This window comes from Streptococcus sp. 21.1, assembly GCF_016648635.1.
Classification (GTDB): domain Bacteria; phylum Bacillota; class Bacilli; order Lactobacillales; family Streptococcaceae; genus Streptococcus.
The window spans coordinates 22,272-47,098 of the sequence record NZ_JACLQL010000011.1; the positions used below are offsets into that span (position 1 = coordinate 22,272).

General features: G+C 41.6%; 23 protein-coding genes. 19 read left to right on the forward strand and 4 right to left on the reverse strand.

The window, feature by feature from the left end; all coding sequences use genetic code 11:
• Positions 1 to 68 precede the first annotated feature (68 nt).
• Together H7U01_RS08195 and rpsO are read left to right on the forward strand one after the other, a co-directional pair.
• Complete coding sequence (locus H7U01_RS08195) at positions 69 to 1,235, forward strand: MFS transporter (protein ID WP_064525450.1); 1,167 nt, start codon at positions 69 to 71, stop codon at positions 1,233 to 1,235.
• 149 nt (positions 1,236 to 1,384) lie between these two features.
• Positions 1,385 to 1,654 (forward strand): 30S ribosomal protein S15, encoded by a 270-nt coding sequence (gene rpsO / locus H7U01_RS08200; RefSeq protein ID WP_002883618.1) that lies wholly within the window; start codon positions 1,385 to 1,387, stop codon positions 1,652 to 1,654.
• A gap of 214 nt (positions 1,655 to 1,868) precedes the next feature.
• On the opposite strand, the gene H7U01_RS08205 is transcribed toward rpsO, so the two are convergent.
• Complete coding sequence (locus H7U01_RS08205; RefSeq protein WP_049529346.1) at positions 1,869 to 2,459, reverse strand: VanZ family protein; 591 nt, start codon at positions 2,457 to 2,459, stop codon at positions 1,869 to 1,871.
• A 298-nt stretch (positions 2,460 to 2,757) separates the two neighbouring features.
• On the opposite strand from H7U01_RS08205, the gene H7U01_RS08210 reads away from it, so the two are divergent.
• Positions 2,758 to 5,325: an SEC10/PgrA surface exclusion domain-containing protein gene (locus H7U01_RS08210; RefSeq protein WP_002883576.1), complete on the forward strand. Its 2,568-nt coding sequence runs from the start codon at positions 2,758 to 2,760 to the stop codon at positions 5,323 to 5,325.
• An 89-nt stretch (positions 5,326 to 5,414) separates the two neighbouring features.
• Here H7U01_RS08210 and H7U01_RS08215 read toward each other — a convergent pair whose 3' ends face one another.
• Together H7U01_RS08215 and H7U01_RS08220 are read right to left on the reverse strand one after the other, a co-directional pair.
• Positions 5,415 to 6,155 carry an amino acid ABC transporter ATP-binding protein gene (locus tag H7U01_RS08215; protein ID WP_002883694.1) on the reverse strand — a complete coding sequence of 247 codons (741 nt, stop codon included), beginning with the start codon at positions 6,153 to 6,155 and terminating at the stop codon, positions 5,415 to 5,417.
• Entirely contained in the window at positions 6,155 to 7,702 is a 1,548-nt protein-coding gene (locus tag H7U01_RS08220) for an ABC transporter substrate-binding protein/permease (protein WP_002883657.1), read from the reverse strand. Before H7U01_RS08220 ends, H7U01_RS08215 begins: the two co-directional genes overlap by 1 nt.
• Before the next feature lie 205 nt (positions 7,703 to 7,907).
• Between H7U01_RS08220 and H7U01_RS08225 the strand changes: the two genes are divergently transcribed.
• Positions 7,908 to 8,762: an undecaprenyl-diphosphate phosphatase gene (locus H7U01_RS08225; protein ID WP_002883622.1), complete on the forward strand. Its 855-nt coding sequence runs from the start codon at positions 7,908 to 7,910 to the stop codon at positions 8,760 to 8,762.
• 61 nt (positions 8,763 to 8,823) lie between these two features.
• Here the strand turns inward: H7U01_RS08225 and H7U01_RS08230 are convergent, their stop codons facing one another.
• Entirely contained in the window at positions 8,824 to 9,195 is a 372-nt protein-coding gene (locus H7U01_RS08230; RefSeq protein WP_201041428.1) for a DUF3021 family protein, read from the reverse strand.
• A gap of 206 nt (positions 9,196 to 9,401) precedes the next feature.
• On the opposite strand from H7U01_RS08230, the gene mecA reads away from it, so the two are divergent.
• The 15 genes from mecA (at position 9,402) to H7U01_RS08305 (ending at position 24,756) form a co-directional block, all read left to right on the forward strand.
• Positions 9,402 to 10,151, forward strand: coding sequence for an adaptor protein MecA (mecA, locus tag H7U01_RS08235; RefSeq protein WP_014633817.1), 750 nt, complete (start codon positions 9,402 to 9,404; stop codon positions 10,149 to 10,151).
• Between the two features lie 3 nt (positions 10,152 to 10,154).
• Complete coding sequence (locus H7U01_RS08240; protein WP_014633818.1) at positions 10,155 to 11,312, forward strand: glycosyltransferase family 4 protein; 1,158 nt, start codon at positions 10,155 to 10,157, stop codon at positions 11,310 to 11,312.
• Positions 11,313 to 11,474: 162 nt separating this feature from the next.
• Positions 11,475 to 12,245, forward strand: coding sequence for a Fe-S cluster assembly ATPase SufC (sufC, locus tag H7U01_RS08245; RefSeq protein ID WP_002883600.1), 771 nt, complete (start codon positions 11,475 to 11,477; stop codon positions 12,243 to 12,245).
• A gap of 36 nt (positions 12,246 to 12,281) precedes the next feature.
• Positions 12,282 to 13,544: a Fe-S cluster assembly protein SufD gene (gene sufD, locus H7U01_RS08250; RefSeq protein WP_060972350.1), complete on the forward strand. Its 1,263-nt coding sequence runs from the start codon at positions 12,282 to 12,284 to the stop codon at positions 13,542 to 13,544.
• A gap of 53 nt (positions 13,545 to 13,597) precedes the next feature.
• Positions 13,598 to 14,830 carry a cysteine desulfurase gene (locus H7U01_RS08255; RefSeq protein ID WP_201041429.1) on the forward strand — a complete coding sequence of 411 codons (1,233 nt, stop codon included), beginning with the start codon at positions 13,598 to 13,600 and terminating at the stop codon, positions 14,828 to 14,830.
• The gene (gene sufU / locus H7U01_RS08260) at positions 14,817 to 15,248 is read left to right on the forward strand and encodes a Fe-S cluster assembly sulfur transfer protein SufU (protein ID WP_002883658.1); all 432 of its coding nucleotides are present in this window, start codon (positions 14,817 to 14,819) and stop codon (positions 15,246 to 15,248) included. The genes H7U01_RS08255 and sufU overlap by 14 nt, the downstream gene beginning before the upstream one ends.
• Positions 15,249 to 15,323: 75 nt before the next feature.
• A complete protein-coding gene (gene sufB, locus H7U01_RS08265) occupies positions 15,324 to 16,742 on the forward strand; it encodes a Fe-S cluster assembly protein SufB (RefSeq protein WP_002883666.1) in 1,419 nt (472 codons plus the stop codon).
• A gap of 173 nt (positions 16,743 to 16,915) precedes the next feature.
• Positions 16,916 to 17,275 (forward strand): hypothetical protein, encoded by a 360-nt coding sequence (locus H7U01_RS08270; RefSeq protein WP_002883594.1) that lies wholly within the window; start codon positions 16,916 to 16,918, stop codon positions 17,273 to 17,275.
• 79 nt (positions 17,276 to 17,354) lie between these two features.
• Positions 17,355 to 18,221, forward strand: a complete 867-nt coding sequence (gene hslO / locus H7U01_RS08275; RefSeq protein ID WP_070576224.1) for an Hsp33 family molecular chaperone HslO — start codon at positions 17,355 to 17,357, stop codon at positions 18,219 to 18,221.
• The gene (gene dusB / locus H7U01_RS08280) at positions 18,214 to 19,191 is read left to right on the forward strand and encodes a tRNA dihydrouridine synthase DusB (RefSeq protein ID WP_201041430.1); all 978 of its coding nucleotides are present in this window, start codon (positions 18,214 to 18,216) and stop codon (positions 19,189 to 19,191) included. The genes hslO and dusB overlap by 8 nt, the downstream gene beginning before the upstream one ends.
• 163 nt (positions 19,192 to 19,354) lie before the next feature.
• A complete protein-coding gene (locus H7U01_RS08285) occupies positions 19,355 to 19,798 on the forward strand; it encodes a zinc-dependent MarR family transcriptional regulator (RefSeq protein ID WP_201041431.1) in 444 nt (147 codons plus the stop codon).
• 1 nt (position 19,799) lies between these two features.
• Positions 19,800 to 20,507: a metal ABC transporter ATP-binding protein gene (locus tag H7U01_RS08290; protein ID WP_037597367.1), complete on the forward strand. Its 708-nt coding sequence runs from the start codon at positions 19,800 to 19,802 to the stop codon at positions 20,505 to 20,507.
• Complete coding sequence (locus H7U01_RS08295) at positions 20,500 to 21,312, forward strand: metal ABC transporter permease (RefSeq protein ID WP_045001971.1); 813 nt, start codon at positions 20,500 to 20,502, stop codon at positions 21,310 to 21,312. The genes H7U01_RS08290 and H7U01_RS08295 overlap by 8 nt, the downstream gene beginning before the upstream one ends.
• 164 nt (positions 21,313 to 21,476) lie before the next feature.
• Positions 21,477 to 22,415: an AEC family transporter gene (locus H7U01_RS08300; protein ID WP_201041432.1), complete on the forward strand. Its 939-nt coding sequence runs from the start codon at positions 21,477 to 21,479 to the stop codon at positions 22,413 to 22,415.
• Positions 22,416 to 22,569: 154 nt separating this feature from the next.
• Complete coding sequence (locus H7U01_RS08305) at positions 22,570 to 24,756, forward strand: PTS transporter subunit IIBC (RefSeq protein ID WP_073949382.1); 2,187 nt, start codon at positions 22,570 to 22,572, stop codon at positions 24,754 to 24,756.
• Positions 24,757 to 24,827 lie beyond the last annotated feature (71 nt).

Below are 24,827 nucleotides of genomic sequence, written 5' to 3' on the forward strand. Positions count from 1 at the left end.
TCTCCTTAGATTATAATGAAAAAATAACTATTAGACAAGTAAGGAAAGGATGTTCTTATCCCTATATTATGACACGAATTTTAGAAAAAATGAGCCTGCTTGGGCTATCCTTGCTCTTGATTTCGGCCTTTTCGATTTCAACAGCGTTACCACCTATGTTGGACTACTATAGCCCAACCTTTTCTGCCGCGCAAGTGGAGCTTTTAGTATCTGTCCCTTCATTTTCCGTAGTCGCGATGCTCTTACTTAATTCATTTATTGACAAATGGCTAAGTGATAGACAGCTAATTGTGACTGGGCTGCTCTTACTTAGTAGTGCTGGGATTTTTCCTTTTTTTGTACAAGCCTATCCTCTTGTCTTACTGTCACGTATTGCTTTTGGAATGGGGATTGGTCTTATCAATGCTAAGGCGATTGCCATCATCAGTCAACGTTATCAAGGTAAAGAGCGAGTTCAGATGTTAGGTATTCGTGGCTCCATGGAGTTGATTGGTGGAGCTTCTTGTTCTCTTTTAGTTGGACAATTACTGAAAATTCATTGGACCTTTGCCTTTCTTATCTATGGTTTTGGTTTTGTGATTTTGATTATGTACCTCCTTTTTGTGCCATCGATGGAGCAGGTGGAGAAGAAGCAGATTACAAAAAGAAAACAAGTTCTGAACAAAAAAGACCTTGGTATGATTCTTGGCATGGCTCTTTTAGCAGGTTTTGTCATCTGTATCAATTCTTCGATTAGTTTGCGCGTGCCTCTGTTTCAAGTTGCTGGTAAGACTATTGAGAGTGGTCAATCAGCCTTAGTACTGAGTTTAGAGCAGGGAATTGGAATTGTAGCTGGACTGAGTTTCGCCTCGCTTATAGGACATTTTAAAAATCGTCTTTTGCTTATAGTGATGTTCTTGTTAGCGGTTTGTCTCTTTGGGATGTCAGTGGCTAGTAACTTACCGATTTTGATTTTATCTTCAGTTGGTGTTGGTTTCTTTTATAGTATTATTTTGACAATTATCTTTAACCGACTTTCTGAGTCTATTGCTAGAAGTCTGTTGAACAAGGCGACAGCCTATGTCCTCTTAGGCTGTAACCTAGGGTCAGCCATTTCCCCTTATGTTTTGAAATTGTTAGCACTCATATCTCCAAGTTTTAGTTGGATTTTTCTAGCTTATGCTATCGTAAGTTTCCTACTTTTCCTACTTTTCCTTGGATTCTTTCTGAATGCAAAAATGGCCAAAAAAGTCTAAGCTTCAAAAACTTAATCAGTGAAATCTTGCGATTGACAAAGATTAGTAGATGAGCTAAAATAGAGAGGTCGTAAAGACAAACCAACTCTTTCTTGGTTTTAGGAGAGCCAATCCTAAGACTCGGATGGAGCAAAAAAAGGAGAAAAAACATGGCAATCTCAAAAGAGAAAAAAAATGAAATCATTGCTCAATACGCACGTCACGAAGGTGACACTGGTTCAGTAGAGGTTCAAGTTGCTGTCCTTACTTGGGAAATCAACCACCTTAACGAACACATTAAACAACACAAAAAAGACCACGCTACTTACCGTGGTTTGATGAAAAAAATCGGTCACCGTCGTAACTTGTTGGCATACCTTCGCCGCACAGACGTTAACCGTTACCGTGAGTTGATCAGCTCACTCGGACTTCGTCGTTAATTCAAGATACAAGTGTCTAGGCCTTGTTCAATTGAATACACGAAAATGGAACTGCTCTATGATGGGGCAGTTTTTTTATTCGCTAGGATTTTAGCCTGAGTTCAAAACAGCTCTCTAGATGTAGAGGGCTGTTTTTCTGCATTCCTCTAAAAATTTCTTACGATGATTAATCTATAGAACAAAAAAAAACTCCAAAATTAATTCTGGAAGTTTTTTAACTTAAAATCTTTTTGATAACTGTTTGAAATTGAGGGAGTTGATGGATAGCAGTTCCGACAAGGATACCTAACATATTTAAGGTGATATCTCCCAAATCAAAGACTCCCAAATGTCCGAAGTACTGAATGGATTCGACGGAGAAAAGGGTAAGGAGACAAAGTAGGAGATTACTCAATCGTGAAGAAAAGAGGAGTCCCAGAGGAATGAACATTAAGAGGTTCATGATGGGAACGAAGTGGCTACCCCAGTATAATTCCCGAGCAAAGGAAAGGGGGTTAAGTGAGAGACCTTGGGTACCAATGTTTTTCAAGAAAAGTAGGTAGAAGAGAGCAAGAAAGTAAATGAAGTAGAGTAGGAGTAGTGTCTGTTTTTTCAGCTTTCTAGTAAGAAGTAGTTTCAAAAAAGCGTAGACAAAGTAACTCAGTAGGACAATAATGACTAGGTTGAGTAAGACTTGAAAGTAGGAGCCATAATGGGCGATGTAATGAACGTACTGTTCGAGATGCCCCCTATAAAACCAATAAGACAAGGCCAGTGAGAGGATTCCTAGTAAGATGTTACTCAATGTTTTTAATGTTTTTGCCACTTTGCTCCTCCATTTGCATATGATGAGTACACATTATATCAAAAAAACGTTTAAAGAAAGTTAAGAAACTGTAACGAAGTTTTGATAGAATAAAAGGATAAGGCAGAATCAAAGACTAAAAAAGGACTTTGAAACAGCAACTCTACTTTTGACTAACAATTTAATGATTTTTGTAAACAGGCTATGAAAGCTTATAAAATAATTAAATTTTAAAAATTAGGAGTCAGCACCTTGTTTCGAGATTATTAAAATGTTATTATATAGTAGTGAATTTTTAACATAAAAAGGAGTTCGTCTTATGAATAAAAAGGTTTTGGCGACAGCTGGAATTGCAGCACTTGCAGTTTCTGCTACAGTTGCTAAAGCTGATGAGGTAACGACAAACGATCAAGCCTCAACAACAGCATCAGTATCATCGACAGCTACACAAGCTGTCCCAACTCAAGCCCAAGTCGAAGCGGCTAGAGAACAAGCCAGCGCTGCGAATCAAGCAGTATCGCAACAAGAGTCAGTTGTTGCTAATCATGAAGCAGCTGCCAAACAGGCTCAAGCAAACCTAGCGACAGCAGATGCTAACTTGCAAAAGGCACAAACAGCAGCCGATGAAGCAAGTCCAGAAACTATTGCTGCCGCTCAAGGTCAAGTAACTACTGCTGAAAATGCAGCTAAGGAAGCTAAGTCAGCAGTCGAAACAGCTCAATCAGCAGAAAAAACTGCTAAAGATGCAGCAGACAAACAGCAAGCTGTCGTTAATACAGATCAAGCTAATGTCAATGCTAAAGCTACTGAAGTGGCTAATGCTCAAAAATCAGTAGATGCCGCTAAAGCAGCTCTTAATGGTTCTAGCGCTTCTGAGGCAGCTTCGAATCAAGCTAAAGCACAATCAGCTTTTGATGCTGCAACAGCAGCTGAGAAAAAAGCTCAAGAAGAATTGGCAGCCGCTCAGGCAGCTGATAAAGAAAAAGCTACTGCTATTTCAGCTAAAGAAGGGCAATTGACTGCAGATCAAAATGCAGCAAACCAAGCTAAAGCAGCTTATGAGACTGCTCAAACAGTAGCTAATGAAAAGGCAGCTGCTCTTGCAGCCGCTGAAGCAGCTAAGAAAAAAGCAGAATCTTCAACAAGTTCAACAGCTAATGTTCGTCAAAAATTCTCAGTGTCACAAGAGTATGTCCATGCTCTTAAGATTCATGAGTCTAAAATAGCGACAGCAGCAGAAAAAGCTCAAGCTGAACAAGTCTTGAAGAACGTTAATAAACGTGATCGTGGTAACAATAGTTATCAAGATAATGAAGCGGATAAAAATGTTAAAATTAGTGATTTGAACAACCTTAGTGAAGCTCAAATTACAGATTTGTCATTGTATGCTTCAAGTTTGATTAACCAAATTCGTACAGCCTTTGGTACAACTCAAACATCTGTTTCAAAAGGTAGTGTTCTTGCGGCTGACCGTGTTTCAGACGGTTATGTAGCAGATAACTGGGGTTGGGAAGCTATTACCCATAAACGACATGATAGTGCCGCCCTTGACCGTGCTGGTAAGTCATTTAATAGTGTAAGTATTGGTGAAAACCTTAATACATGGCAAGGTTTGACAGGACCATTTACTCTTAACGACATTAAGAAATATGTCTATGAAGCTATGCTTGACTTCATGTTTAACGGTAATGAGTGGAACCATGCTCGTTCTATCTCTGGACTTACAGCAGATGGTGGGGAGTCTTACATTGGAACAGACATCAGTGTTGTTGCCGGTGCCTTTAACGTTCACGTAAACAATGTCAATAAAAATTCTATCGCTTCTGATAGTAGCTTTGACACAACTAAGATTGCTAACCCATATGAAGGTAACCAATCTCAATCATCTTCAAATGCAAATCTTGCTGCTGCAAAAGCAGCTTATGAAGCTGCTAAGCAAGCTAACGATCAAGCTCAAAGTGACTTGGCTAGCAAGAAAGCGGCTTCTGAGTCAGCAACTCTTAAGCTTAAGAATACTCAGTCAGAACTTGCAGCTCTTAAAGCGACTGCAAGCAAGTTGGCAGCTGCTCAGAATAACCTTTCTGAAAAACAAGCAGCCCTTGCAACTGCTAAATCAGAATTGGAAAAAGCTAACGCTGCAGTTGAAAACCTTAATGCTAACGCACAAGAAAAAGCAGCAGCCCTTAGCAAAGCTCAAGCAACTCTTGATGAAAAACAAGCAGAGCTTCAAACAGCTAAAGATAAACTTGCGACAAGTTCTGCAACCTTGCAACGTTTGACAAATGCATACAACGCTGCTAAGCAAGATACTGCTAAGAAACAAGTAGCATTGACACAAGCTAACCAAGCTTTGACTGATGCTAAGAACCGTGTAGCAGCTCTTACAAATGCTTCAGGTAACCTAGCTAAGGCTAAAGCAGAACGTGCGACAGCCTTTGCCAAATTTACTGCGGCGAAAGCAGCTCTTTCAACTGAACGTGCGAAACTTGTTGAATTGTCAGCTAAACGTGATAAATTAACGAGCGAGTACACGACTGTTCAAACAGCCTTCGATAACTACATGAAAGCTAAGGCAGACAAAGAGCTTCAAACACAATTGGCTAAAGAGTTTGCTAACATTACATCTAAAGGTCTTACACCAGTACCTGTTTACGATGTAGATGGTAAAGTTGTTGCTTTCACAACACAAGAAAAAGCAGCTCAACCTGCAACTCAAATTTCTGTAAATTATGGTCAAACCAAAGCTGAGAAACAAGCTCCTTTACAAGAAACAGACAGCTTGCCAGAAACAGGTGAGTCAACTGCAGCAGGATTCAGCCTTGTAGGTCTCTTTATGACCCTATTGGCCTTCCTTGGATTTGTTGACAGACGTACACGTCGTAACTAATCATTATAGACAAAAAAACGGCAACTGCCGTTTTTTTATATATCAGAGAATCTAAAAAAGTTAAGGTCGAAACCTTAACTTTTTCGTTTTTAACCCAAGAAACGTTTGAGGAATTCCTTGGTACGTTCTTCTTTAGGATTTTCAAAGATTTGTTCTGGACTACCTTGTTCAGCGATTACCCCTTTATCCATGAAGATGACACGGTCTGAAACGTCACGTGCAAACTCCATTTCATGGGTAACGATAATCATGGTCAAACCAGTTTCAGATAGCTCCTGCATAGTCTTGAGTACTTCCCCTACCATTTCTGGGTCAAGGGCTGAAGTTGGCTCGTCAAAGAGGATGGCTTCTGGATCAACAGAGAGGGCACGAGCAATCGCCACACGTTGTTTTTGTCCCCCTGAAAGTTGTTTTGGCTTAGCTTTCCAGTATTGTTCTCCCATACCAACTTTCTCCAAGTTAGCTTTGGCAATGCTTTCAGCTTCTTTACGATCACGTTTGAGAACGGTTGTTTGAGCTACGATAGCATTTTCCAAGACATTAAGGTTTTCAAAGAGGTTGAAAGATTGGAAAACCATACCGAGTCTTTCACGATAGGTCGTGAGGTCGTAACCTTTTTCAAGGACGTTGTCCCCGTGATAAAGGATTTCACCGCCGGAAGGTGATTCAAGAAGGTTAATAGAGCGAAGGAAAGTTGATTTCCCTGAACCTGAAGAACCGATAATTGAGATAACCTCACCTTTTTTGACGCTGAGGGAGATATCTTTGAGGACTTCATTTTTTCCATATGATTTTTTGAGGTTTTTGATTTCTAAAATCGTATCAGTCATTAGTGAACCCCTCCTTGTGTGTAAGTATCTTGATCCAAACGGCGTTCTACATAACGCAAGATGCGTGTCACTGTGAAGGTAAGGACAAAGTAGATTGCTGCGATAACAAAGAATGTTTGGAAGTATTGATAAGTTTGGCTTGCGACAGTGTTACCTGCGAAGTAAAGTTCCACAACAGAGATAACGTTCAAAACAGAGGTATCCTTGATATTGATAACGAACTCATTACCAGTAGCTGGCAAGATGTTACGGATAACCTGTGGAAGAACAATCTTACGCATGGTTTGACCGTGGGTAAATCCAAGAGCAGTTGCAGCTTCAAATTGTCCTTTATCTACGGCGAAGATACCACCACGAACGATTTCACTCATGTAGGCTCCGGTGTTGATAGAAACGATGAAGACAGCTGCTAGGGTACGATCAATATTGATACCAAAGGCTTGGGCAGTACCGTAGTAGATAACCATAGATTGTACAATCATTGGCGTACCACGGAAAACTTCGATATAGACATTAAGCACCCAACCGAAGAGTTTTTGGAGCAAGGCTACAAATTTATTAGCAGCCTTAGGAGCTGTGCGGTAAACACCAATCATAAGACCGATGAAAGTACCTACAACTGTACCGATAATTGAGATAAGAAGGGTAATTCCTGTACCACGTAAGAATTGTGGCCAGTTCTTAGCGATGATAGTGCTCATCTGACTAAAGAAGTTTCCTTTTTTAGCCTCATCAGTCTTATCTGCAGGTTGGATGTTAATGATGTGATCCATCAGTTTGACACGTTCCTCTTGGCTGATTCCAGCAAGGACCTTATTGACTTGCTCCATTTGTTGGCTGTCTCCTTTGCGAAGACCGACGGCCAAGGACACGTCATCGTCTGAAACCTGGAAACCACCATCTTTAAGCGTAATCATCTTATATTTTGAGCTAGCTTCTTCGGCAGTTTTTGCTTCAGGACGCTCTGAAACATAACCATCGATGATACCAGATGCGAGGGCTTGGCGCATAGCCCCGAAATCACCCATAGCGGTTTGTTTGCTGACACCTGGGATTTGATCAATCAAATTATAGAGATAAACCCCTTGTTGAGCTGTGATTTTAGCATCCTTGAAGTCTTTGAGACTCTTAGCGTTGGCATAATCACCGTCTGAGCTGACAACCATGACAGGTTCGCTTCGGTAATAGCTGTCTGAAAAGTCGATTTCTTGACGACGTTCAGCTGTTGGGCTCATACCTGCGATGATCATATCGATTTTGCCGGAAGTGAGGGCAGGAATCAAACCTGTCCAAGCTGTTTTGACTACCAAGGGTTTCTTGCCTTGAGCTTCAGCGATTTTTTTAGCGATTTGCACGTCATAACCGTTGGCATACTGTTTGGTACCTTCGATTGGAACGGCTCCGTTTGAGTTATCGTCCTGCGTCCAGTTGAAAGGTGCATAGGCAGCCTCCATACCCACACGGAGATACTCGTCTGCTTGAGCGCTTGATACCCCACCAAAAACGAGGAGGAGCGCTGCAAAGCAGGCTATAATAATTTTTTTCATTGAAACAATGTCTCCTATAAAAATGTCATACCTTACTATTTTACAGGAAATTAGGATTAATGACAATAAGTTGGGATTAGAAAAACAATCTCTATATCAAGATTGTCTTCAAATACAAGTTGTAATTTGATATAATGGGAAGGACGATTTGGAGCCTTGATCATTTTTGCTGTGATGAGGCTAGCATTTTAAAACGGAGATAATTATGCAAACGGCACAATTTATTATTGAATTACTAAAAGCAGTCTTTCTTGGGATTGTCGAAGGTATCACTGAGTGGCTACCGATTTCATCTACGGGTCACTTGATTTTGGTGAATGAATTCTTGAACTTGAGACAAAGTAAAGACTTCATCGATATGTTTAATATCGTTATCCAACTTGGTGCTATTCTTGCGGTTATGGTTATTTACTTTAAACGTTTGAATCCCTTCCAACCTGGTAAGACAGCACGTGAAGTGCAATTGACTTGGCAGCTTTGGCTCAAGGTGGTCATTGCTTGTATTCCTTCAGCCTTCTTTGGTCTTCTTTTAGACGACTGGATGGAGGCCCATCTCAGTAATTTCTTTGTAGTAGCTATCATGTTGGTGGTCTACGGGATTGCCTTTATTTGGATTGAGGACCGCAATCGACGTGTAGAGCCTAAGGTAACGGATTTGGCACGTATGTCTTACAAGACGGCTTTCTATATTGGTCTTTTCCAAGTCTTGAGTATTATTCCAGGGACAAGCCGTTCAGGTGCTACTATTCTTGGGGGTATCATCGTTGGTACTAGTCGTAGCGTAGCTGCTGACTTTACCTTCTTCCTTGGTATTCCAACCATGTTTGGTTATAGTGGACTTAAGGCGGTTAAGTATTTCATTGACGGGAATACCTTGACAGGTGGACAAGTGGCTATTCTCTTGGTAGCTAGTGTGACAGCCTTTGTTGTCAGCTTGTTCGTGATTCGCTTCTTGATGAATTACATTAAGAAACATGATTTCACAGTTTTCGGAAAATACCGTATCGTGCTTGGTATTATTGTGCTTCTTTATGGAGCTGTCAAACTTATTTTCGGATAATTACGTTCAAGTAAACTGAAAAAGGACTTCAATTGAAGTCCTTTTTTATCTGGTTTAGAGATTATTTGTGGAGAAGTTTTCCAAAGATAAGGTAAGCTAGCAACCATAGGACCAGTCCACAAGTTAAGAAGCTAGCTAGGATTTTCAAGAAGTCCACGATATTATGCAAGGGATACCATCCGGATAAACAGAGAATTGGAAGGATGGTAACACACATGATAGAGAAGTGCAGAAGTGATTGCTGTTTGAGCGATAGACGGTTATCGTCGTAAATGGGTGCAGTTGCTAGTATGATGGCGACGATTATCCCTGTAAGAAAGGTAGATTTGTTTACTTGATAAGGTTGCCCCGATAAGTAGAGAAAGAGCGTCAATAAACTCGTTATTCCTCCAGCAATGCTAGCTCGTAGCCACCCTTTTTTATAGGCAGTCATGGTCATCACCTCCATGTATATCTTCACTTTTATTATACTCCAATCTAGGATAGATGACAGGTATAAATGGGGAAATACAAGGTTTTGTTAGTATTAAGAAGTTTTTAGAAATCCTTTCCAAAATAAGACTCAAACTTGCTCAGAAATTGCTATCTCTTGGCTTTTCTAGTATAATGAAATAACTACTCGTGCGAGGTTTTTTACATATGGAAATGAAACAAATAAGCGAGACAACTCTAAAAATCATGATTACCATGGAAGATCTTGAAGAACATGGTATGGAATTGAAGGATTTCTTGATTCCCCAGGAAAAAACAGAGGAATTTTTCTATACTGTCATGGATGAGTTGGACTTGCCTGATAACTTTAAAAATAGTGGAATGCTGAGCTTCCGTGTCACGCCACGCAAGGATCGTGTGGATGTCTTTGTGACTAAATCAGATCTTAAGGAAGACCTTGATTTCAACGATTTGTCAGATATGGATGACTATTCAGGGCTTTCTCCAGAAGAGTTTCTAAAGGCCCTTGAGGGTAACTTTATGGACAAGGGTGACATCGAAGCACACCATAAGCTCGAAGAGCTTGAAAAGACCTTGGAAGAGGTTGATAAGGCTATGACAGAGCCTACCAAGGAAGTGGCTGAAGAAAATATTCGTGAAGACTATACCCACTATGTCTTGGCCTTCTCTGACTTTGATCAAGTGGTGACTTTTACGCAAGGTTTGAAGGATATACCTGTTGAAGGTTCTGAGCTTTATAAACTTGGGGATGTCTACTACATGACGATCCTTCTTTACTTGGCTGATGAGCCTGATTATTACGCGAACAATATGTATGCGCGTTTTCTTGAATATGCGAATGTAGCAGACCGAACACGTGCCTACCTACAAGAGCATGCAACAATCTTGATGGAAGAGGACGCCTTACCGGTACTACAAGCAACGAAATGGAGCTAAGACATGCCTTGGACCATTAACTATATATTCGTTTTGATTGGGACCTTTTTGATTGCCATTGTGACGACCCCATTGGTACGCTCTTTGGCCTTACGTGTCGGAGCTGTTGACAATCCCAATGCAAGACGTATCAATAAAAAGCCCATGCCTAGTGCTGGCGGTCTAGCTATTTTGTTGGCCTTTGTACTAGCGACCTTGGTCTTTATGCCTATGATTATCCATAAGGATATCTGGCATGTTTCTTACATTAGGTACATCTTGCCGGTTGTTGTGGGGGGATCTGTCGTAGCTCTGACGGGCTTCATTGATGATATCTTGGAATTAAAGCCTCTACCTAAGATGCTTGGTATTGTTATTGGAGCTGTTATCGTTTGGGCTTTTACAGACTTCCGATTTGATAGCTTTAAGATTCCATTTGGTGGTCCCATGATTCATTTTGGGCCAGTCCTGACCTTGATTTTAACGGTGTTATGGATTGCGGCCATCACCAATGCCATTAATCTGATTGATGGTTTGGATGGCTTGGTTGGAGGAGTTTCTATCATTTCCCTTATGACTATGGGGGTGATTTCTTATTTCTTCCTCTATGATACTGATATTTTCTTGACCATGACCATCTTTGTCTTGGTGGCTGCCATTATGGGCTTCTTCCCTTACAATTATCATCCAGCGATTATCTATCTAGGTGATACGGGGGCGCTTTTTATTGGCTTTATGATTGGTGTCTTGTCATTGCAAGGATTGAAAAATGCAACCGCAGTAGCTATTTTGTCACCTGTTATTATCCTTGGAGTGCCTATTGTCGACACAGTGGTAGCCATTGTCCGACGTAAATTGTCAGGGCGACCAGCCATGGAGGCTGACAAGATGCACTTGCATCATCGTCTCCTAGCCATGGGCTTCACTCATCGAGGAGCGGTTCTGGTGGTTTATGCCATCGCTATCCTCTTTTCATTGATTGCCCTCTTGTTAAACGTTTCCAGTCGTCTCGGTGGTATTCTCTTACTCTTGAGTTTGATTTTGGGAATGGAAATTCTGATTGAAGGGCTTGAGATTTGGGGCGTTGGTCGAACACCTCTCTTCAATTTCCTAAAATTTATCGGGAATAGCGATTATCGTCAAGCAACCATGTTAAAATGGAAGCAAGGGCGAAAAAATTAAACATTTGAAAAGCCAAGTAATGGCTTTTTTGTTATAATGATTCTAATTAAGGAAAATGGAAGTTCTCTTTTTATTTTCCAGAAAATAGTAAGACTATTTTCAAAAAAATAATGCAAATTAGCGAGCAAGTGCTCGCTGTATATATGAAAAAAGGAGTATACAATGTCTGTACTTGAAATCAAAAATCTTCATGTTTCTGTTGAAGATAAAGAAATCTTGAAGGGTCTTAATTTGACTCTTAAAACTGGTGAAATTGCTGCTATCATGGGGCCTAACGGAACTGGTAAATCTACCCTTTCAGCTGCTATCATGGGTAACCCAAACTATGAAATCACAGAAGGGGACATCCTTTTTGATGGCGAAAGCATCCTTGATTTGGAAGTTGACGAACGTGCACGCCTAGGTCTTTTCCTTGCTATGCAATACCCAGCTGAAATCCCAGGAATCACAAATGCTGAGTTCATCCGTGCGGCTATGAACGCTGGAAAAGAAGATGACGAAAAGATTTCTGTTCTTGATTTCATCACTAAGTTGGATGAAAAGATGGAATTGCTTGGTATGCGTGAAGAAATGGCTGAGCGTTACCTTAATGAAGGTTTCTCAGGTGGTGAGAAAAAACGTAACGAAATCCTTCAATTGCTCATGTTGGAACCTAAGTTTGCTCTTCTCGATGAGATTGACTCAGGTCTTGATATTGATGCCCTTAAAGTGGTTTCAAAAGGGGTTAACGCTATGCGTGGCGAAGGCTTCGGTGCTATGATTATCACTCACTACCAACGTCTCTTGAACTACATCACTCCAGATGTCGTACACGTAATGATGGAAGGTAAAGTGGTTCTTTCAGGCGGTCCTGAATTGGCTGCTCGTCTTGAGCAAGAAGGTTATGCGAAAATCGCTGAAGAGCTCGGTTACGAGTACCACGAAGAAGCGTAAGTCTGTTACTCGAAATAACTAGAAAAGGAGTAACCTATGTCAAAAGAATCTATTATCGCTTTTTCACAAGCAAAGGCAGAGCCACTTTGGTTGCAAGACCTTCGTCAAGCAGCCTTTGATAAGCTTGAAAGTTTGGCTCTTCCAAAAATTGAGCGTGTTAAATTCCACCGTTGGAATCTCGGTGATGGAACGATTACTGAAAATGAACCATCAGCAAATGTGCCTGATTTTACAGCGCTTGGAAACAACCCTAAATTGGTCCAAGTAGGAACAAATACTGTACTTGAACAATTGCCAGCTGACTTGATTAGTCAAGGTGTGGTCTTCACAGACCTTACGACTGCTCTTGAGGAAATCCCAGAAGTCGTTGAAGCCTTCTTTGGTAAGGCTGTAGCCTATGACGAGGACAAATTGGCAGCTTATAACTATGCCTATTTCAATAGTGCAGCAGTCCTTTATGTACCAGATAATGTTGAAGTTGACTTGCCAGTTGAAAGCTATTTTTACCAAGATGGAACTTCAAATGTTCCATTTAACAAACACGTTTTGATCGTGGCTGGTAAAAACAGTAAATTGACTTACCTTGAGCGCTTTGAAACGCTAGGTGAAGCGACTGAAAAAGCTAGTGCCAATATTTCAGTTGAAGTCATTGCTCAAGACGGTGCACAAGTCAAGTTTGCGGCTATTGACCGTTTGGGTGAAAACGTCACAACTTATATTAGTCGTCGAGGTCGTATCGGTCGTGATGCCAGCATTGACTGGGCTCTCGGGATCATGAACGAGGGCAATGTTATTGCTGACTTTGATAGTGACTTGATTGGCAATGGAAGTCATGCCAACCTTAAAGTTATTGGTCTTTCATCAGGTCGTCAGGTTCAAGGGATTGATACTCGTGTGACGAACTATGGTAACAACTCTGTGGGACATATCCTCCAACATGGTGTTATTTTGGAACGTGGTACTTTGACTTTCAATGGTATTGGTCACATTGTCAAAGGTGCTAAGGGTGCTGATGCACAACAAGAAAGCCGTGTGCTTATGCTTTCTGACAAGGCACGTTCAGACGCCAACCCAATCCTCTTGATTGACGAAAACGAAGTTACAGCAGGACATGCTGCTTCAATCGGTCAGGTAGATCCAGAGGATATGTATTACCTTATGAGTCGTGGACTTGATCAAGACACTGCAGAACGTTTGGTTATTCGCGGTTTCTTAGGAGCAGTTATTACTGAAATCCCAGTTAAAGAAGTGCGCGATGAAATGATTTCTGTAACTGATACAAAACTAAACAAACGTTAGGAACTATCGACACAGATAGTCTAACCTATGATATATCTAGATAGGGAGATAAGATGTCAGCTTTAGATGCCTATAAGATTCGACAAGATTTTGCCATTTTAGATCAGGTAGTTAATGATGAACCTTTGGTATACTTGGATAATGCAGCAACGACTCAGAAGCCTCAAGTAGTTTTGGATACTCTCATGGCCTACTATCATGAGGACAATGCCAATGTTCACCGTGGTGTGCACACTTTGGCTGAGCGTGCAACAGCTGCTTACGAAGCTAGTCGTGAAAAGCTTCGTCAGTTTATCAATGCTAAATCAACCAAAGAGGTCCTCTTTACACGTGGAACGACAACTGGTCTTAACTGGGTTGGTCGTTTTGCAGAGCAGGTTCTTGAGCCAGGAGATGAGGTGGTTATTTCAATTATGGAACACCACTCGAATATCATTCCTTGGCAGGAAGCTTGTAAGAAGACGGGGGCTAAACTTGTTTATGCCTACTTGAAAGATGGCCAATTGGATATGGAAGATTTGGCTAACAAGATTACTGAAAAGACAAAATTTGTCAGTCTAGCTCAGGTCTCTAACGTTTTAGGCTGCATCAATCCTGTCAAAGAAATTGCCAAGCTCGCCCACCAAGTTGGTGCCTATATGGTGGTGGATGGTGCCCAATCGGCGCCCCACATGGCCATTGATGTTCAGGATTTGGATTGTGATTTCTTCACCCTTTCTGGACATAAGATGTTAGGTCCAACAGGGATTGGGGTTCTTTATGGCAAGGAAGAGATTCTTAACCAGATGAATCCTATTGAATTCGGTGGTGAGATGATTGATTTTGTTTACGAACAGGAAGCCACTTGGAAGGAATTGCCTTGGAAATTTGAGGCTGGTACACCTAACATTGCGGGGGCTATTGCTCTTGGTGCTGCTGTGGACTACCTCTCTGCTTTAGGTATGGAAAATATTCATGCTTACGAGCAAGAATTAGTAGACTATGTTTTGCCTAAGCTTCAGGCGATTGATGGTCTGACAGTCTACGGTCCAGAAGATCCTAGCCAGCATGCAGGTGTTGTTGCCTTTAATATTGATGGGCTTCACCCTCATGATGTGGCGACCGCTCTTGACTATGAAGGAGTGGCAGTGCGTGCGGGTCACCACTGTGCTCAGCCTTTAATTAATCATTTAGGAATCTCATCAGCTGCCCGAGCTAGCTTCTATATTTATAATACTAAAGAGGATTGCGACAAACTTGTAGAGGCAATTCTTGCGACGAAGGAGTTTTTCAATGGCACTCTCTAGACTAGATAGTTTATATATGGCTGTTGTGGCCGATCACTCTAAGAGCCCTCACCATCATGGTGTCCTACCTGATGTGGAGCAACTTCAACTGAATAATCCGACTTGTGGAGATGTTATCAATCTGTCAGTTAAATTTGATGGTGACGTGATTGAAGACATTGCCTTTGCTGGTGATGGTTGTACCATTTCTACAGCTTCATCAAGTATGATGACGGATGCAGTTATTGGAAAAACCAAGGCAGAGGCTTTGGAACTAGCGGAGATTTTCTCTCTTATGATTCAAGGAGATCATAAAGATGAAGATAAGCTGGGCGAAGCCAAGCTCTTGGCGGGGGTTTCTAAATTTCCACAACGTATCAAATGTGCAACACTCTCTTGGAATGCCCTTAAAAAAGCCATAGAGAGAAGCGAGCTTTAGGAAGTCAGGGAGCAGTTAGTCTCCTTGCCCAAGCAAAAAAGAAAATGAATCAAACCTTTAATAAAGGAAAATACTATGACTGAAACAAATGAAAAAGTAGAACCAAAACCCATTGATTTGGGAGAATATAAATATGGTTTCCATGACGATGTGACACCAGTCTTTTCAACAGGAAAAGGAATCAGTGAAGACGTGGTCCGTGCCATGTCTGCTGAAAAGGGGGAACCTGAGTGGATGCTTGAATTCCGCTTAAAATCATTGGAAACCTTTAACAAAATGGCTATGCAAGAGTGGGGACCAGACCTTTCTGGTATTAACTTTGATGACCTGACTTATTTCCAAAAGGCATCAGACAAACCTGCTCGTGACTGGGAAGATGTTCCTGAGAAAATTAAGGAAACTTTTGAACGTATTGGTATCCCAGAAGCAGAGCGTGCTTATCTTGCTGGAGCCTCAGCTCAGTATGAATCAGAAGTGGTTTACCACAATATGAAAGAAGAGTACGACAAGTTGGGGATTATCTTTACAGATACGGATTCAGCTCTTAAAGAGCATCCAGAACTCTTCAAGAAGTACTTCTCAAAACTAGTTCCGCCAACAGATAATAAATTTGCAGCCCTTAACTCAGCCTTCTGGTCAGGTGGTACCTTTATCTATGTACCTAAAGGCGTTAAGGTGGATATTCCGCTTCAAACCTACTTCCGTATCAATAACGAAGCAACTGCTCAGTTTGAACGTACTCTTATCATCGTTGATGAAGGTGCCAGCGTTCACTATGTTGAAGGATGTACAGCGCCAACTTACACAACTGCCAGCCTTCATGCGGCTATCGTTGAAATCTTTGCACTTGATGGTGCCTACATGCGCTACTCAACTATCCAAAACTGGTCAGATAGCGTCTACAACTTGGTAACTAAACGTGCTACGGCTAAGAAAAACGCAACTGTTGAGTGGATTGATGGTAACCTGGGTGCTGAAGTAACCATGAAGTACCCTTCTGTTTACCTTGATGGCGAAGGTGCACGTGGTACTATGCTTTCAATTGCCTTTGCCAATGCTGGTCAACACCAAGATACAGGGGCTAAGATGATTCACAATGCACCGCATACATCATCATCTATTGTTTCTAAATCAATCGCTCGTAATGGTGGTAAGGTTGACTATCGTGGACAAGTAACCTTCAACAAGGATTCTAAGAAATCGGTATCTCACATCGAATGTGATACCATCTTGATGGATGACTTGTCTAAATCAGACACTATCCCATTCAACGAAATCCACAATTCACAAGTTGCGCTTGAACATGAAGCTAAAGTTTCTAAGATTTCTGAAGAACAGCTCTACTACCTCATGAGCCGCGGACTTTCAGAACAAGAAGCAACTGAAATGATTGTCATGGGATTTGTGGAACCATTTACCAAAGAACTTCCAATGGAATATGCTGTTGAACTTAACCGCTTAATTAGTTATGAAATGGAAGGATCAGTTGGGTAAGAACTCTGATAATCTAAAGGGACCGGATGGTCCTTTTTGTTTTGGTTGAAAAATGAGGAAATGAGCTCTAGCTTAATGTTAGTGAAGCGCAATTGCAATGTTTGGAAAGCGTTTACAACTGATATTTAAAAAGATATAATAGATTTGAATAGCAAGTAATGGAGGGGACTAATATGGGAGTGTATAACAGTGACTGGCTACTCAATCAAATTCGTGGGACAGCTAATGTGGTCAGTAAGGCTTTTAAATTTGAGACTCTGGATATTGATTTAGGTCAGGTGGAGGACGAGCAAGGTCACACGATTGATGGTAATGACTATATTGACGACTTGTTAATCCATGAACAGTATGATCAGGCAACTACCTTCATTCATAGTCAACTCAAACGTTTGACAACTAATGACTATAATCTCCTTGTCAGCGTCTATATTGAGTATTTGGAGAATTTGCCACCTGTAATAAGGCAAAAACACCATTTTGATGATAGAAAAATAGCAAGTTTGAGGGAAAAACTGTCCGAATTTTCATGGTAATTTGGTAGAGAGTGTGGAAGCGAAACACCGAGCGTTTACGATTTTTCCACCCTCTTTTTTGTGTTATAATAGAATCACTATGGATAAATTAATTAAAACAATTTCAGAATCAGGTTCTTTCCGTGCTTACGTTCTTGATAGCACAGAAACTGTTAGAACCGCACAAGAAAAACACAATACGCTATCATCATCGACAGTTGCTTTGGGGCGTACCCTTATTGCCAACCAAATCTTGGCTGCTAACCAAAAAGGTGAAAGCAAAATTACGGTTAAGGTTATCGGAAACAGCTCTTTTGGGCATATCATCTCTGTAGCTGATACCAAAGGACATGTTAAGGGCTACATCCAAAATCCAGGTGTGGACATCAAGAAAACAGCAACTGGTGAAGTCTTGGTGGGTCCTTTCATGGGACAAGGGCAGTTTGTTTCTATCATCGATTATGGAACTGGTAATCCTTACACGTCGTCAACACCACTTATTTCTGGTGAAATTGGTGAAGATTTTGCCTATTATTTAACAGAGTCTGAGCAAACGCCATCTGCTGTAGGTCTTAATGTGCTTCTTGACGAAGAGGACAAGGTCAAGGTTGCTGGTGGCTTCATGCTTCAGGTCTTGCCAGGAGCTAGCGAGGAAGAAATCGCTCGTTATGAAAAACGCATCCAAGAGATGCCAGCCATTTCAACGCTTTTGGAGTCTGATGACCATATCGAAGCTCTCTTGAATGCCATTTATGGGGATGAACCTTTCAAACGTTTGTCTGAAGAGGAGCTTAGTTTTGAGTGTGATTGCTCACGTGAACGTTTTGAAAATGCCCTCTTGACACTTGGTAAGGATGAACTTCAAGCCATGAAAGACGAGGACCATGGGGCTGAAATCGTCTGCCAATTCTGCCAAAACAAGTATGAATTTTCAGAAGCTGACTTGGAGGAACTCATCAATGACTAAACTTAATTCGTCCTTCATGATTGGAAACGTAGAGATTCCTCATCGTACAGTACTAGCTCCTATGGCAGGTGTGACCAACTCGGCCTTCCGTACCATTGCCAAGGAATTTGGTGCTGGTCTTGTGGTTATGGAGATGATCTCTGAAAAAGGTCTCCTCTACAATAATGAGAAGACCCTCCACATGCTTCATATTGATGAAAATGAGCATCCAATGTCTATCCAACTTTTCGGTGGTGATGCTGAGGGTTTGAAGCGTGCGGCTGACTTTATCCAGACCAATACCAAGGCTGATATCGTTGATATCAACATGGGTTGTCCGGTCAATAAGGTAGTCAAAAATGAAGCTGGTGCCAAGTGGCTCAAGGATCCAGATAAGATTTACCACATCGTCAAGGAAGTAACGTCAGTACTTGATATTCCTCTGACCGTTAAGATGCGTACGGGTTGGTCAGACAGTGATTTGGCTGTGGAAAATGCTCTTGCAGCTGAGTCTGCAGGTGTTTCTGCCCTTGCCATGCATGGTCGTACCCGTGAGCAGATGTACACAGGTCGCTGTGATCATGAGACTCTGGCTCGTGTTGCTAAGGCTATCACTAAGATTCCATTTATCGGAAATGGTGATGTTCGTAGCGTTCAAGACGCTAAACTCATGATTGAAGAACTTGGTGTCGATGCCGTTATGGTGGGGCGTGCAGCTATGAACAATCCATACATCTTCACGCAAATCAATCACTTCTTCGAAACAGGAGAGGAATTGCCAGAGCTTCCATTTGATAAAAAATTGGACATCGCTGAAGACCACCTCAAACGTTTGGTGGACCTTAAAGGTGAAAAGATTGCTGTCCGTGAATTCCGTGGTCTTGCACCACACTATCTTCGTGGAACAGCAGGAGCAGCTAAGGTTCGTGGTGAAGTCTCACGTGCCGAGTCTGTCGCTCAGGTCGAAGAAATCTTTGCGACTTTGCGATAACTCTATATCTTATAAAAACTTAACCAGCTTGGTTAGGTTTTTATTTTACTCTTATTCTTCCTTGATCTTGATGACAACACACTGCCAATCTTTTTCTTTGTCCTCCCTTGCAAAATCTCTGTGTTTTCGATATAATTAACTGGTTAAGTAAATGGAGAAAGCAATGCTAGAACTAGAAGAACAAGTCAATCAATTGATTAATCAAATCGTGCTCAAGTCTGAAAATCAGCATGAGCTCCTTATTGGGCAGTGCCGTAGTCAAGTCAAATTGACTAATACTCAGGAACATATTCTCATGCTTTTGGCTGAGGGTCGCAAGACCAATTCGGAGTTGGCAAAGACCTTAAATGTCAGTCAGGCTGCTGTTACCAAGGCTGTTAAAACCTTGGTCAAAGAGGGTATGTTGGAGGCTAAGAAAGACAAGGATGATGGGCGCGTGACCTACTTTGTCTTGACACAAGAGGCTCAACCCATAGCTCAAGAGCATGAGGAACACCACCAAGAGACCTTGGGGGTTTATCGGTCTGTATTGGATCAGTTTGATAATCAAGAGCGTCAGGTTATTGGACGTTTCTTGACAACATTAGCAGAAAAAATCGAGGAATAAGATGCGCTATATTACAGTTGAAGGACTGAGCTTCCAGTATGATGCGGAGCCCGTTCTGGACAATATTCACTATCATTTGGATTCTGGGGAGTTTGTAACCCTGACTGGGGAAAATGGAGCTGCCAAGTCAACGCTTATCAAGGCTACCCTCGGAATTCTCAAGCCTAAGAAGGGAACTGTAACCATCTCTGAAACCAATAAAGATGGTAAAAAGCTTCGTATGGCCTATCTTCCCCAGCAAATTGCCAGCTTTAATGCAGGTTTTCCGAGCACGGTCTACGAGTTTGTGAAGTCTGGCCGTTATCCTCGTCAGGGGTGGTTTCGTCGTTTGACGAAGCACGACTTGGAACACGTTCAACGTGCCCTTGAGTCTGTAGGTATGTGGGAAAATCGTCACAAGCAAATTGGGCGTCTCTCAGGTGGCCAGAAGCAACGTGCTGTTATTGCTCGTATTTTTGCCTCAGATCCAGATATTTTTGTCTTGGATGAGCCAACGACGGGTATGGATGCAGGGACAGCTAATACTTTCTATGAACTCATGCACCACTCGGCTCACAAGCATGGCAAGTCGGTCTTGATGATTACCCACGACCCAGAGGAAGTCAAAGAGTACACAGACCGTAATATTCATCTGGTTCGTAATCAGAAATTGCCTTGGCGTTGTTTCAATGTTCATGAAAAGGATGGAGAGGAGCACAGACATGATTAGTGAATTATTAGCCTATGATTTTATGCAACGTGCTATTCTCGCCGTGATTGCTATCAGCATCTTTTCGCCGATTTTAGGGCTCTTCTTAATTCTTCGTCGTCAGAGTCTGATGAGCGATACCTTGAGTCACGTGTCCCTAGCTGGGGTGGCTGTTGGGATTTTCTTGGGACAATCAACCACTTGGATGACCCTTGTGGTTGTGGTTATTGCCGCTTTGGTTTTGGAATATCTCAGGGTCAGTTACAAGCATTATATGGAGATTTCAACGGCTATCCTCATGTCAATGGGATTGGCAGTGGCTCTTATTCTTAGTAACAAGGCAGGTAGCAGTAGCATGAGTCTAGATAGCTATCTTTTCGGTTCTATCATCACGATTAGCCCAGAGCAGGTGCGTGCTCTCTTTGTTATTGCGGCTATTGTACTGGTCTTGACCTTACTCTTTATTCGTCCTATGTATCTTTTAACCTTTGACGAGGACACCGCTCATGTGGATGGCTTGCCAGTTCGTCTCATGTCTCTCCTCTTCAATATTGTGACAGGGATAGCGATTGCCCTGATGATTCCAGCAGCAGGGTCACTTTTGGTTTCCACCATCATGATTCTTCCAGCAGCTATTGGTATGAAAATAGGTCAAACCTTTAAATCTGTCATTTTCTGGGCTATTGGTATTGGTTTGGTTGGCATGCTCTCTGGTATTTTTATTTCCTATTATTGGGAAACACCAGCTAGTGCCACTATTACCCTTATCTTTATCGCCTTCTTTGGTCTGGTATCAATCTTTGAACCTCTCTTAAAAGCAGAGTAGATAATATAGAAGAAAAGAGCTTGAGAAATCGAGCTCTTTTTGTGATATACTAAAGTGGTTTTTGAGAGAAGTTAAAATAAGAATGGTAGATTTCTAGGCAGAAATGATGATTATATTTCTCTGGTATCCACTATCATTTGTAATAGTAACAAAAAGGAGAAAACATGGAAATCTTTCTAACGAGTATATCGGGAATCCTAGTCATTTTGGGTATGATTTTAGTGGGATTCGTAATGGGTGAAAAAGGCTGGTTTGACGACAAGTCACGTGGTCTTATAGCTAAGCTAGTCACTCAAATTGCCCTTCCTTGTTATATGCTCTATACGATTACACAGCGTTTCACAGCGGCAGACCTACTTAAAATATTGCCGGAATTGCGTTTTCCTACACTTTCTATGGTGATTTTACTCGGGATTGCGACAGCAGTGGCTAGAATTTTTGCAGTGAAAAAGGAGCGTCGTGGTCTCTTTATTTCCATGTTTTTTAATTCGAATACCATTTTTGTGGGGCTCCCTATCAATCAAGCCCTCTTTGGCGACGCTAGTATCCCCTATGTTCTTATCTATTATATGTGCAATACGACCTTTTTCTGGACCTTGGGGACCTACCTCATCCAACGTGATGGGGAAGGAGAGGCTGAATTTGATTTAAGAACAAGTCTGAAAAAAATCTTCTCCCCCCCTCTAATGGGCTTCATGTTAGGCCTTCTTATTGTTATCCTCCATATTAAATTACCAAGCTTTTTAGCCAGTGACTTGCAGTATTTAGGTAGTTTGACGACTCCTTTATCTATGATTTTCATCGGTTTGTCAGTATCCAATGCAGGTGTCAAGCAGTTGGTTCTTAAAAAGGACCAGTTACTGATTTTGCTGGGACGCTTTGTGGTTGCTCCTATCTTAATGGCTACCATCGTATATTGGGCGCCCCTCCCAACTTTGATGAAGCAAGTTTTTATCATCCAGTCGGCTATGCCTGTCATGACCAATGCTCCAGTCGTTGCTAAACTATATGGGGCTGATAGTGATTACGCTGCTGTCATGGTTACTGAGACTACCCTTGCTACCATGATTGTAATTCCAATTTTGCTGGTCCTTATGGCTTAAAAATAATCAAGTAACCCCGGTTTTTCTGGGGTTTTTTAAATTTGTAAAAAAATTCAAAAAAAGTTTACGAAAACGCTTTACAAATCGTAAAAAGATGCTATAATAATTACATAAGTTATGCAAACGTTTGCATCAAAACGTAGGAGGAAATGAAATGAATAAGCTAAAAGAAAAATTTGGCTTTGAGTTCTGGCAAAAATTCGGTAAAGCCCTCATGGTTGTTATCGCGGTTATGCCAGCAGCAGGTCTCATGATTTCTATCGGTAAAACGATTGCCATGATTAATCCAAACATGGCACCACTCGTTATTACTGGTGGATTTCTTGAGCAGATTGGTTGGGGGGTTATCGGTAACCTTCACATCTTGTTCGCCCTTGCCATTGGTGGTAGCTGGGCTAAGGAACGTGCAGGCGGTGCCTTTGCGGCAGGTCTTGCCTTTATCTTGATTAACCGTTTGACTGGTTCAATCTTTGGTGTTACTTCAGATATTCTTGCTGATAAGGCTGCTACAGTCCACACCATTTTTGGTCAATCAATCAAGGTATCTGATTACTTTATCAGCGTTATGGAAGCTCCAGCCCTTAACATGGGTGTGTTCGTAGGTATCATCTCTGGTTTCATCGGAGCTACTGCCTTCAACAAATACTATAACTTCCGTAAATTGCCAGAAGCTTTGTCTTTCTTCAATGGTAAACGTTTCGTACCATTCGTAGTTATTCTTCGTTCAGCTATCGCAGCTATCGTTCTTGCTATCGTATGGCCAGTTATCCAATCAGGAATCAACGGCTTTGGTATGTGGATTGCCAACTCAAAAGAAACTGCTCCAATCTTGGCACCATTCTTGTTCGGTACTTTGGAACGTCTTCTCTTGCCATTTGGTCTCCACCACATGTTGACTATCCCAATTAACTATACTCAATTGGGTGGTACTTACCACGTATTGACTGGTGCCGCTAAAGGTACTGAAGTATTGGGTCAAGACCCACTCTGGCTTGCTTGGGTTACTGACCTTGCAAACCTTAAAGGTGCACACCCAGAACAATACAAACACCTTCTTGAATCCGTTACACCAGCCCGCTTTAAAGTTGGTCAAATGATTGGTTCATTTGGTATCTTGATGGGTATGGTGGTAGCTATCTACCGTAACGTTGATGATGATAAGAAACATCAGTACAAAGGTATGTTGACTGCAACTGCGCTTGCAACATTCTTGACAGGGGTAACAGAGCCTATCGAGTATATGTTCATGTTCGTAGCTACTCCACTTTACATTATTTACGCATTTGTACAAGGTGCTGCCTTTGCAATGGCTGATATCGTTCACCTTCGTGTTCACTCATTCGGTTCTATCGAATTCTTGACACGTACACCACTCGCTATTAACGCTGGTTTGGCGATGGATATCGTTAACTTCATTTGGGTAACTGTACTCTTTGGTGTTATCATGTTCTTCATCGCAAACTTCATGATTAAGAAATTTGATTATGCTACACCAGGACGTAACGGTAACTATGAACAAAACGATGATGCTCCTGCAGAATCTGCTGGATCAGCAGGTGCTGGAACAAGTTCAGCAAGTTCACAAGTTATCAACATTATCAACCTTCTTGGTGGACGTGCTAACATCGTCGATGTTGACGCATGTATGACTCGTCTCCGTGTTACTGTTAAAGACGCTGAAAAAGTCGGAACTGAAGAACAATGGAAAGCTGAAGGAGCTATGGGTCTTGTCATGAAAGGACAAGGGGTTCAAGCTATCTATGGTCCTAAAGCAGACGTATTGAAATCTGATATCCAAGACGTTCTTGATTCAGGTGAAGTTATTCCTGAAACACTTCCAAGTCAAATGACTGCTGTTCAAAAAGCAGAAGCTAACTTCAAAGGTGTGACTGATGAAGTGCATTCAGTTGCTGATGGTCAAGTTATCAACATCGAAGATGTTAAAGACCCAGTATTCTCACAAAAAATGATGGGTGACGGCTTCGCTGTAGAACCAGAAAACGGTAAAATCGTTTCACCAGTAGCTGGTAAAGTGACAAGCATCTTCCCAACTAAACACGCTCTTGGTTTGGTAACAGATAATGGTCTTGAAGTTTTGGTTCACATCGGACTTGACACTGTTAGCCTTGAAGGTAAACCATTCGACGTTAAAGTTACTGAAGGTCAAACAGTTGCTGCAGGTGATCTCTTGGTTGAAGCAAACCTTGATGCTATCCGTGAAGCAGGTCGTGAAACATCTACAGTTGTTGTCTTTACAAATGCAGATGCAATCAAATCAGTTAAAGTAGAACATACAGGTAAATTGGCTGCTAACGCTCCAGTTGCAGAAGTAGAACTTTAATTTGCTAAACGATAAACAAGCAGACAGCCCTTGGGCTGTTTTGTTTGTAAATGACCCTATGTCATTTCTAG

Excerpts from the sequence above, each read along its gene's own strand:
- H7U01_RS08270 (WP_002883594.1), top strand. The coding sequence starts at position 16,916 with ATGGGAGTGTATAACAGTGACTGGCTACTCAATCAAATTCGTGGGACA.
- H7U01_RS08240 (WP_014633818.1), top strand. The coding sequence starts at position 10,155 with ATGCCTTGGACCATTAACTATATATTCGTTTTGATTGGGACCTTTTTG.
- H7U01_RS08255 (WP_201041429.1), top strand. The coding sequence starts at position 13,598 with ATGTCAGCTTTAGATGCCTATAAGATTCGACAAGATTTTGCCATTTTA.
- H7U01_RS08195 (WP_064525450.1), top strand. The coding sequence starts at position 69 with ATGACACGAATTTTAGAAAAAATGAGCCTGCTTGGGCTATCCTTGCTC.
- H7U01_RS08210 (WP_002883576.1), top strand. The coding sequence starts at position 2,758 with ATGAATAAAAAGGTTTTGGCGACAGCTGGAATTGCAGCACTTGCAGTT.
- H7U01_RS08290 (WP_037597367.1), top strand. The coding sequence starts at position 19,800 with ATGCGCTATATTACAGTTGAAGGACTGAGCTTCCAGTATGATGCGGAG.
- H7U01_RS08230 (WP_201041428.1), bottom strand. The coding sequence starts at position 9,195 with ATGACTGCCTATAAAAAAGGGTGGCTACGAGCTAGCATTGCTGGAGGA.
- H7U01_RS08305 (WP_073949382.1), top strand. The coding sequence starts at position 22,570 with ATGAATAAGCTAAAAGAAAAATTTGGCTTTGAGTTCTGGCAAAAATTC.
- mecA (WP_014633817.1), top strand. The coding sequence starts at position 9,402 with ATGGAAATGAAACAAATAAGCGAGACAACTCTAAAAATCATGATTACC.
- H7U01_RS08300 (WP_201041432.1), top strand. The coding sequence starts at position 21,477 with ATGGAAATCTTTCTAACGAGTATATCGGGAATCCTAGTCATTTTGGGT.
- H7U01_RS08225 (WP_002883622.1), top strand. The coding sequence starts at position 7,908 with ATGCAAACGGCACAATTTATTATTGAATTACTAAAAGCAGTCTTTCTT.
- sufB (WP_002883666.1), top strand. The coding sequence starts at position 15,324 with ATGACTGAAACAAATGAAAAAGTAGAACCAAAACCCATTGATTTGGGA.
- sufU (WP_002883658.1), top strand. The coding sequence starts at position 14,817 with ATGGCACTCTCTAGACTAGATAGTTTATATATGGCTGTTGTGGCCGAT.
- dusB (WP_201041430.1), top strand. The coding sequence starts at position 18,214 with ATGACTAAACTTAATTCGTCCTTCATGATTGGAAACGTAGAGATTCCT.
- H7U01_RS08215 (WP_002883694.1), bottom strand. The coding sequence starts at position 6,155 with ATGACTGATACGATTTTAGAAATCAAAAACCTCAAAAAATCATATGGA.
- H7U01_RS08295 (WP_045001971.1), top strand. The coding sequence starts at position 20,500 with ATGATTAGTGAATTATTAGCCTATGATTTTATGCAACGTGCTATTCTC.
- H7U01_RS08220 (WP_002883657.1), bottom strand. The coding sequence starts at position 7,702 with ATGAAAAAAATTATTATAGCCTGCTTTGCAGCGCTCCTCCTCGTTTTT.
- sufC (WP_002883600.1), top strand. The coding sequence starts at position 11,475 with ATGTCTGTACTTGAAATCAAAAATCTTCATGTTTCTGTTGAAGATAAA.
- rpsO (WP_002883618.1), top strand. The coding sequence starts at position 1,385 with ATGGCAATCTCAAAAGAGAAAAAAAATGAAATCATTGCTCAATACGCA.
- hslO (WP_070576224.1), top strand. The coding sequence starts at position 17,355 with ATGGATAAATTAATTAAAACAATTTCAGAATCAGGTTCTTTCCGTGCT.
- H7U01_RS08285 (WP_201041431.1), top strand. The coding sequence starts at position 19,355 with ATGCTAGAACTAGAAGAACAAGTCAATCAATTGATTAATCAAATCGTG.
- sufD (WP_060972350.1), top strand. The coding sequence starts at position 12,282 with ATGTCAAAAGAATCTATTATCGCTTTTTCACAAGCAAAGGCAGAGCCA.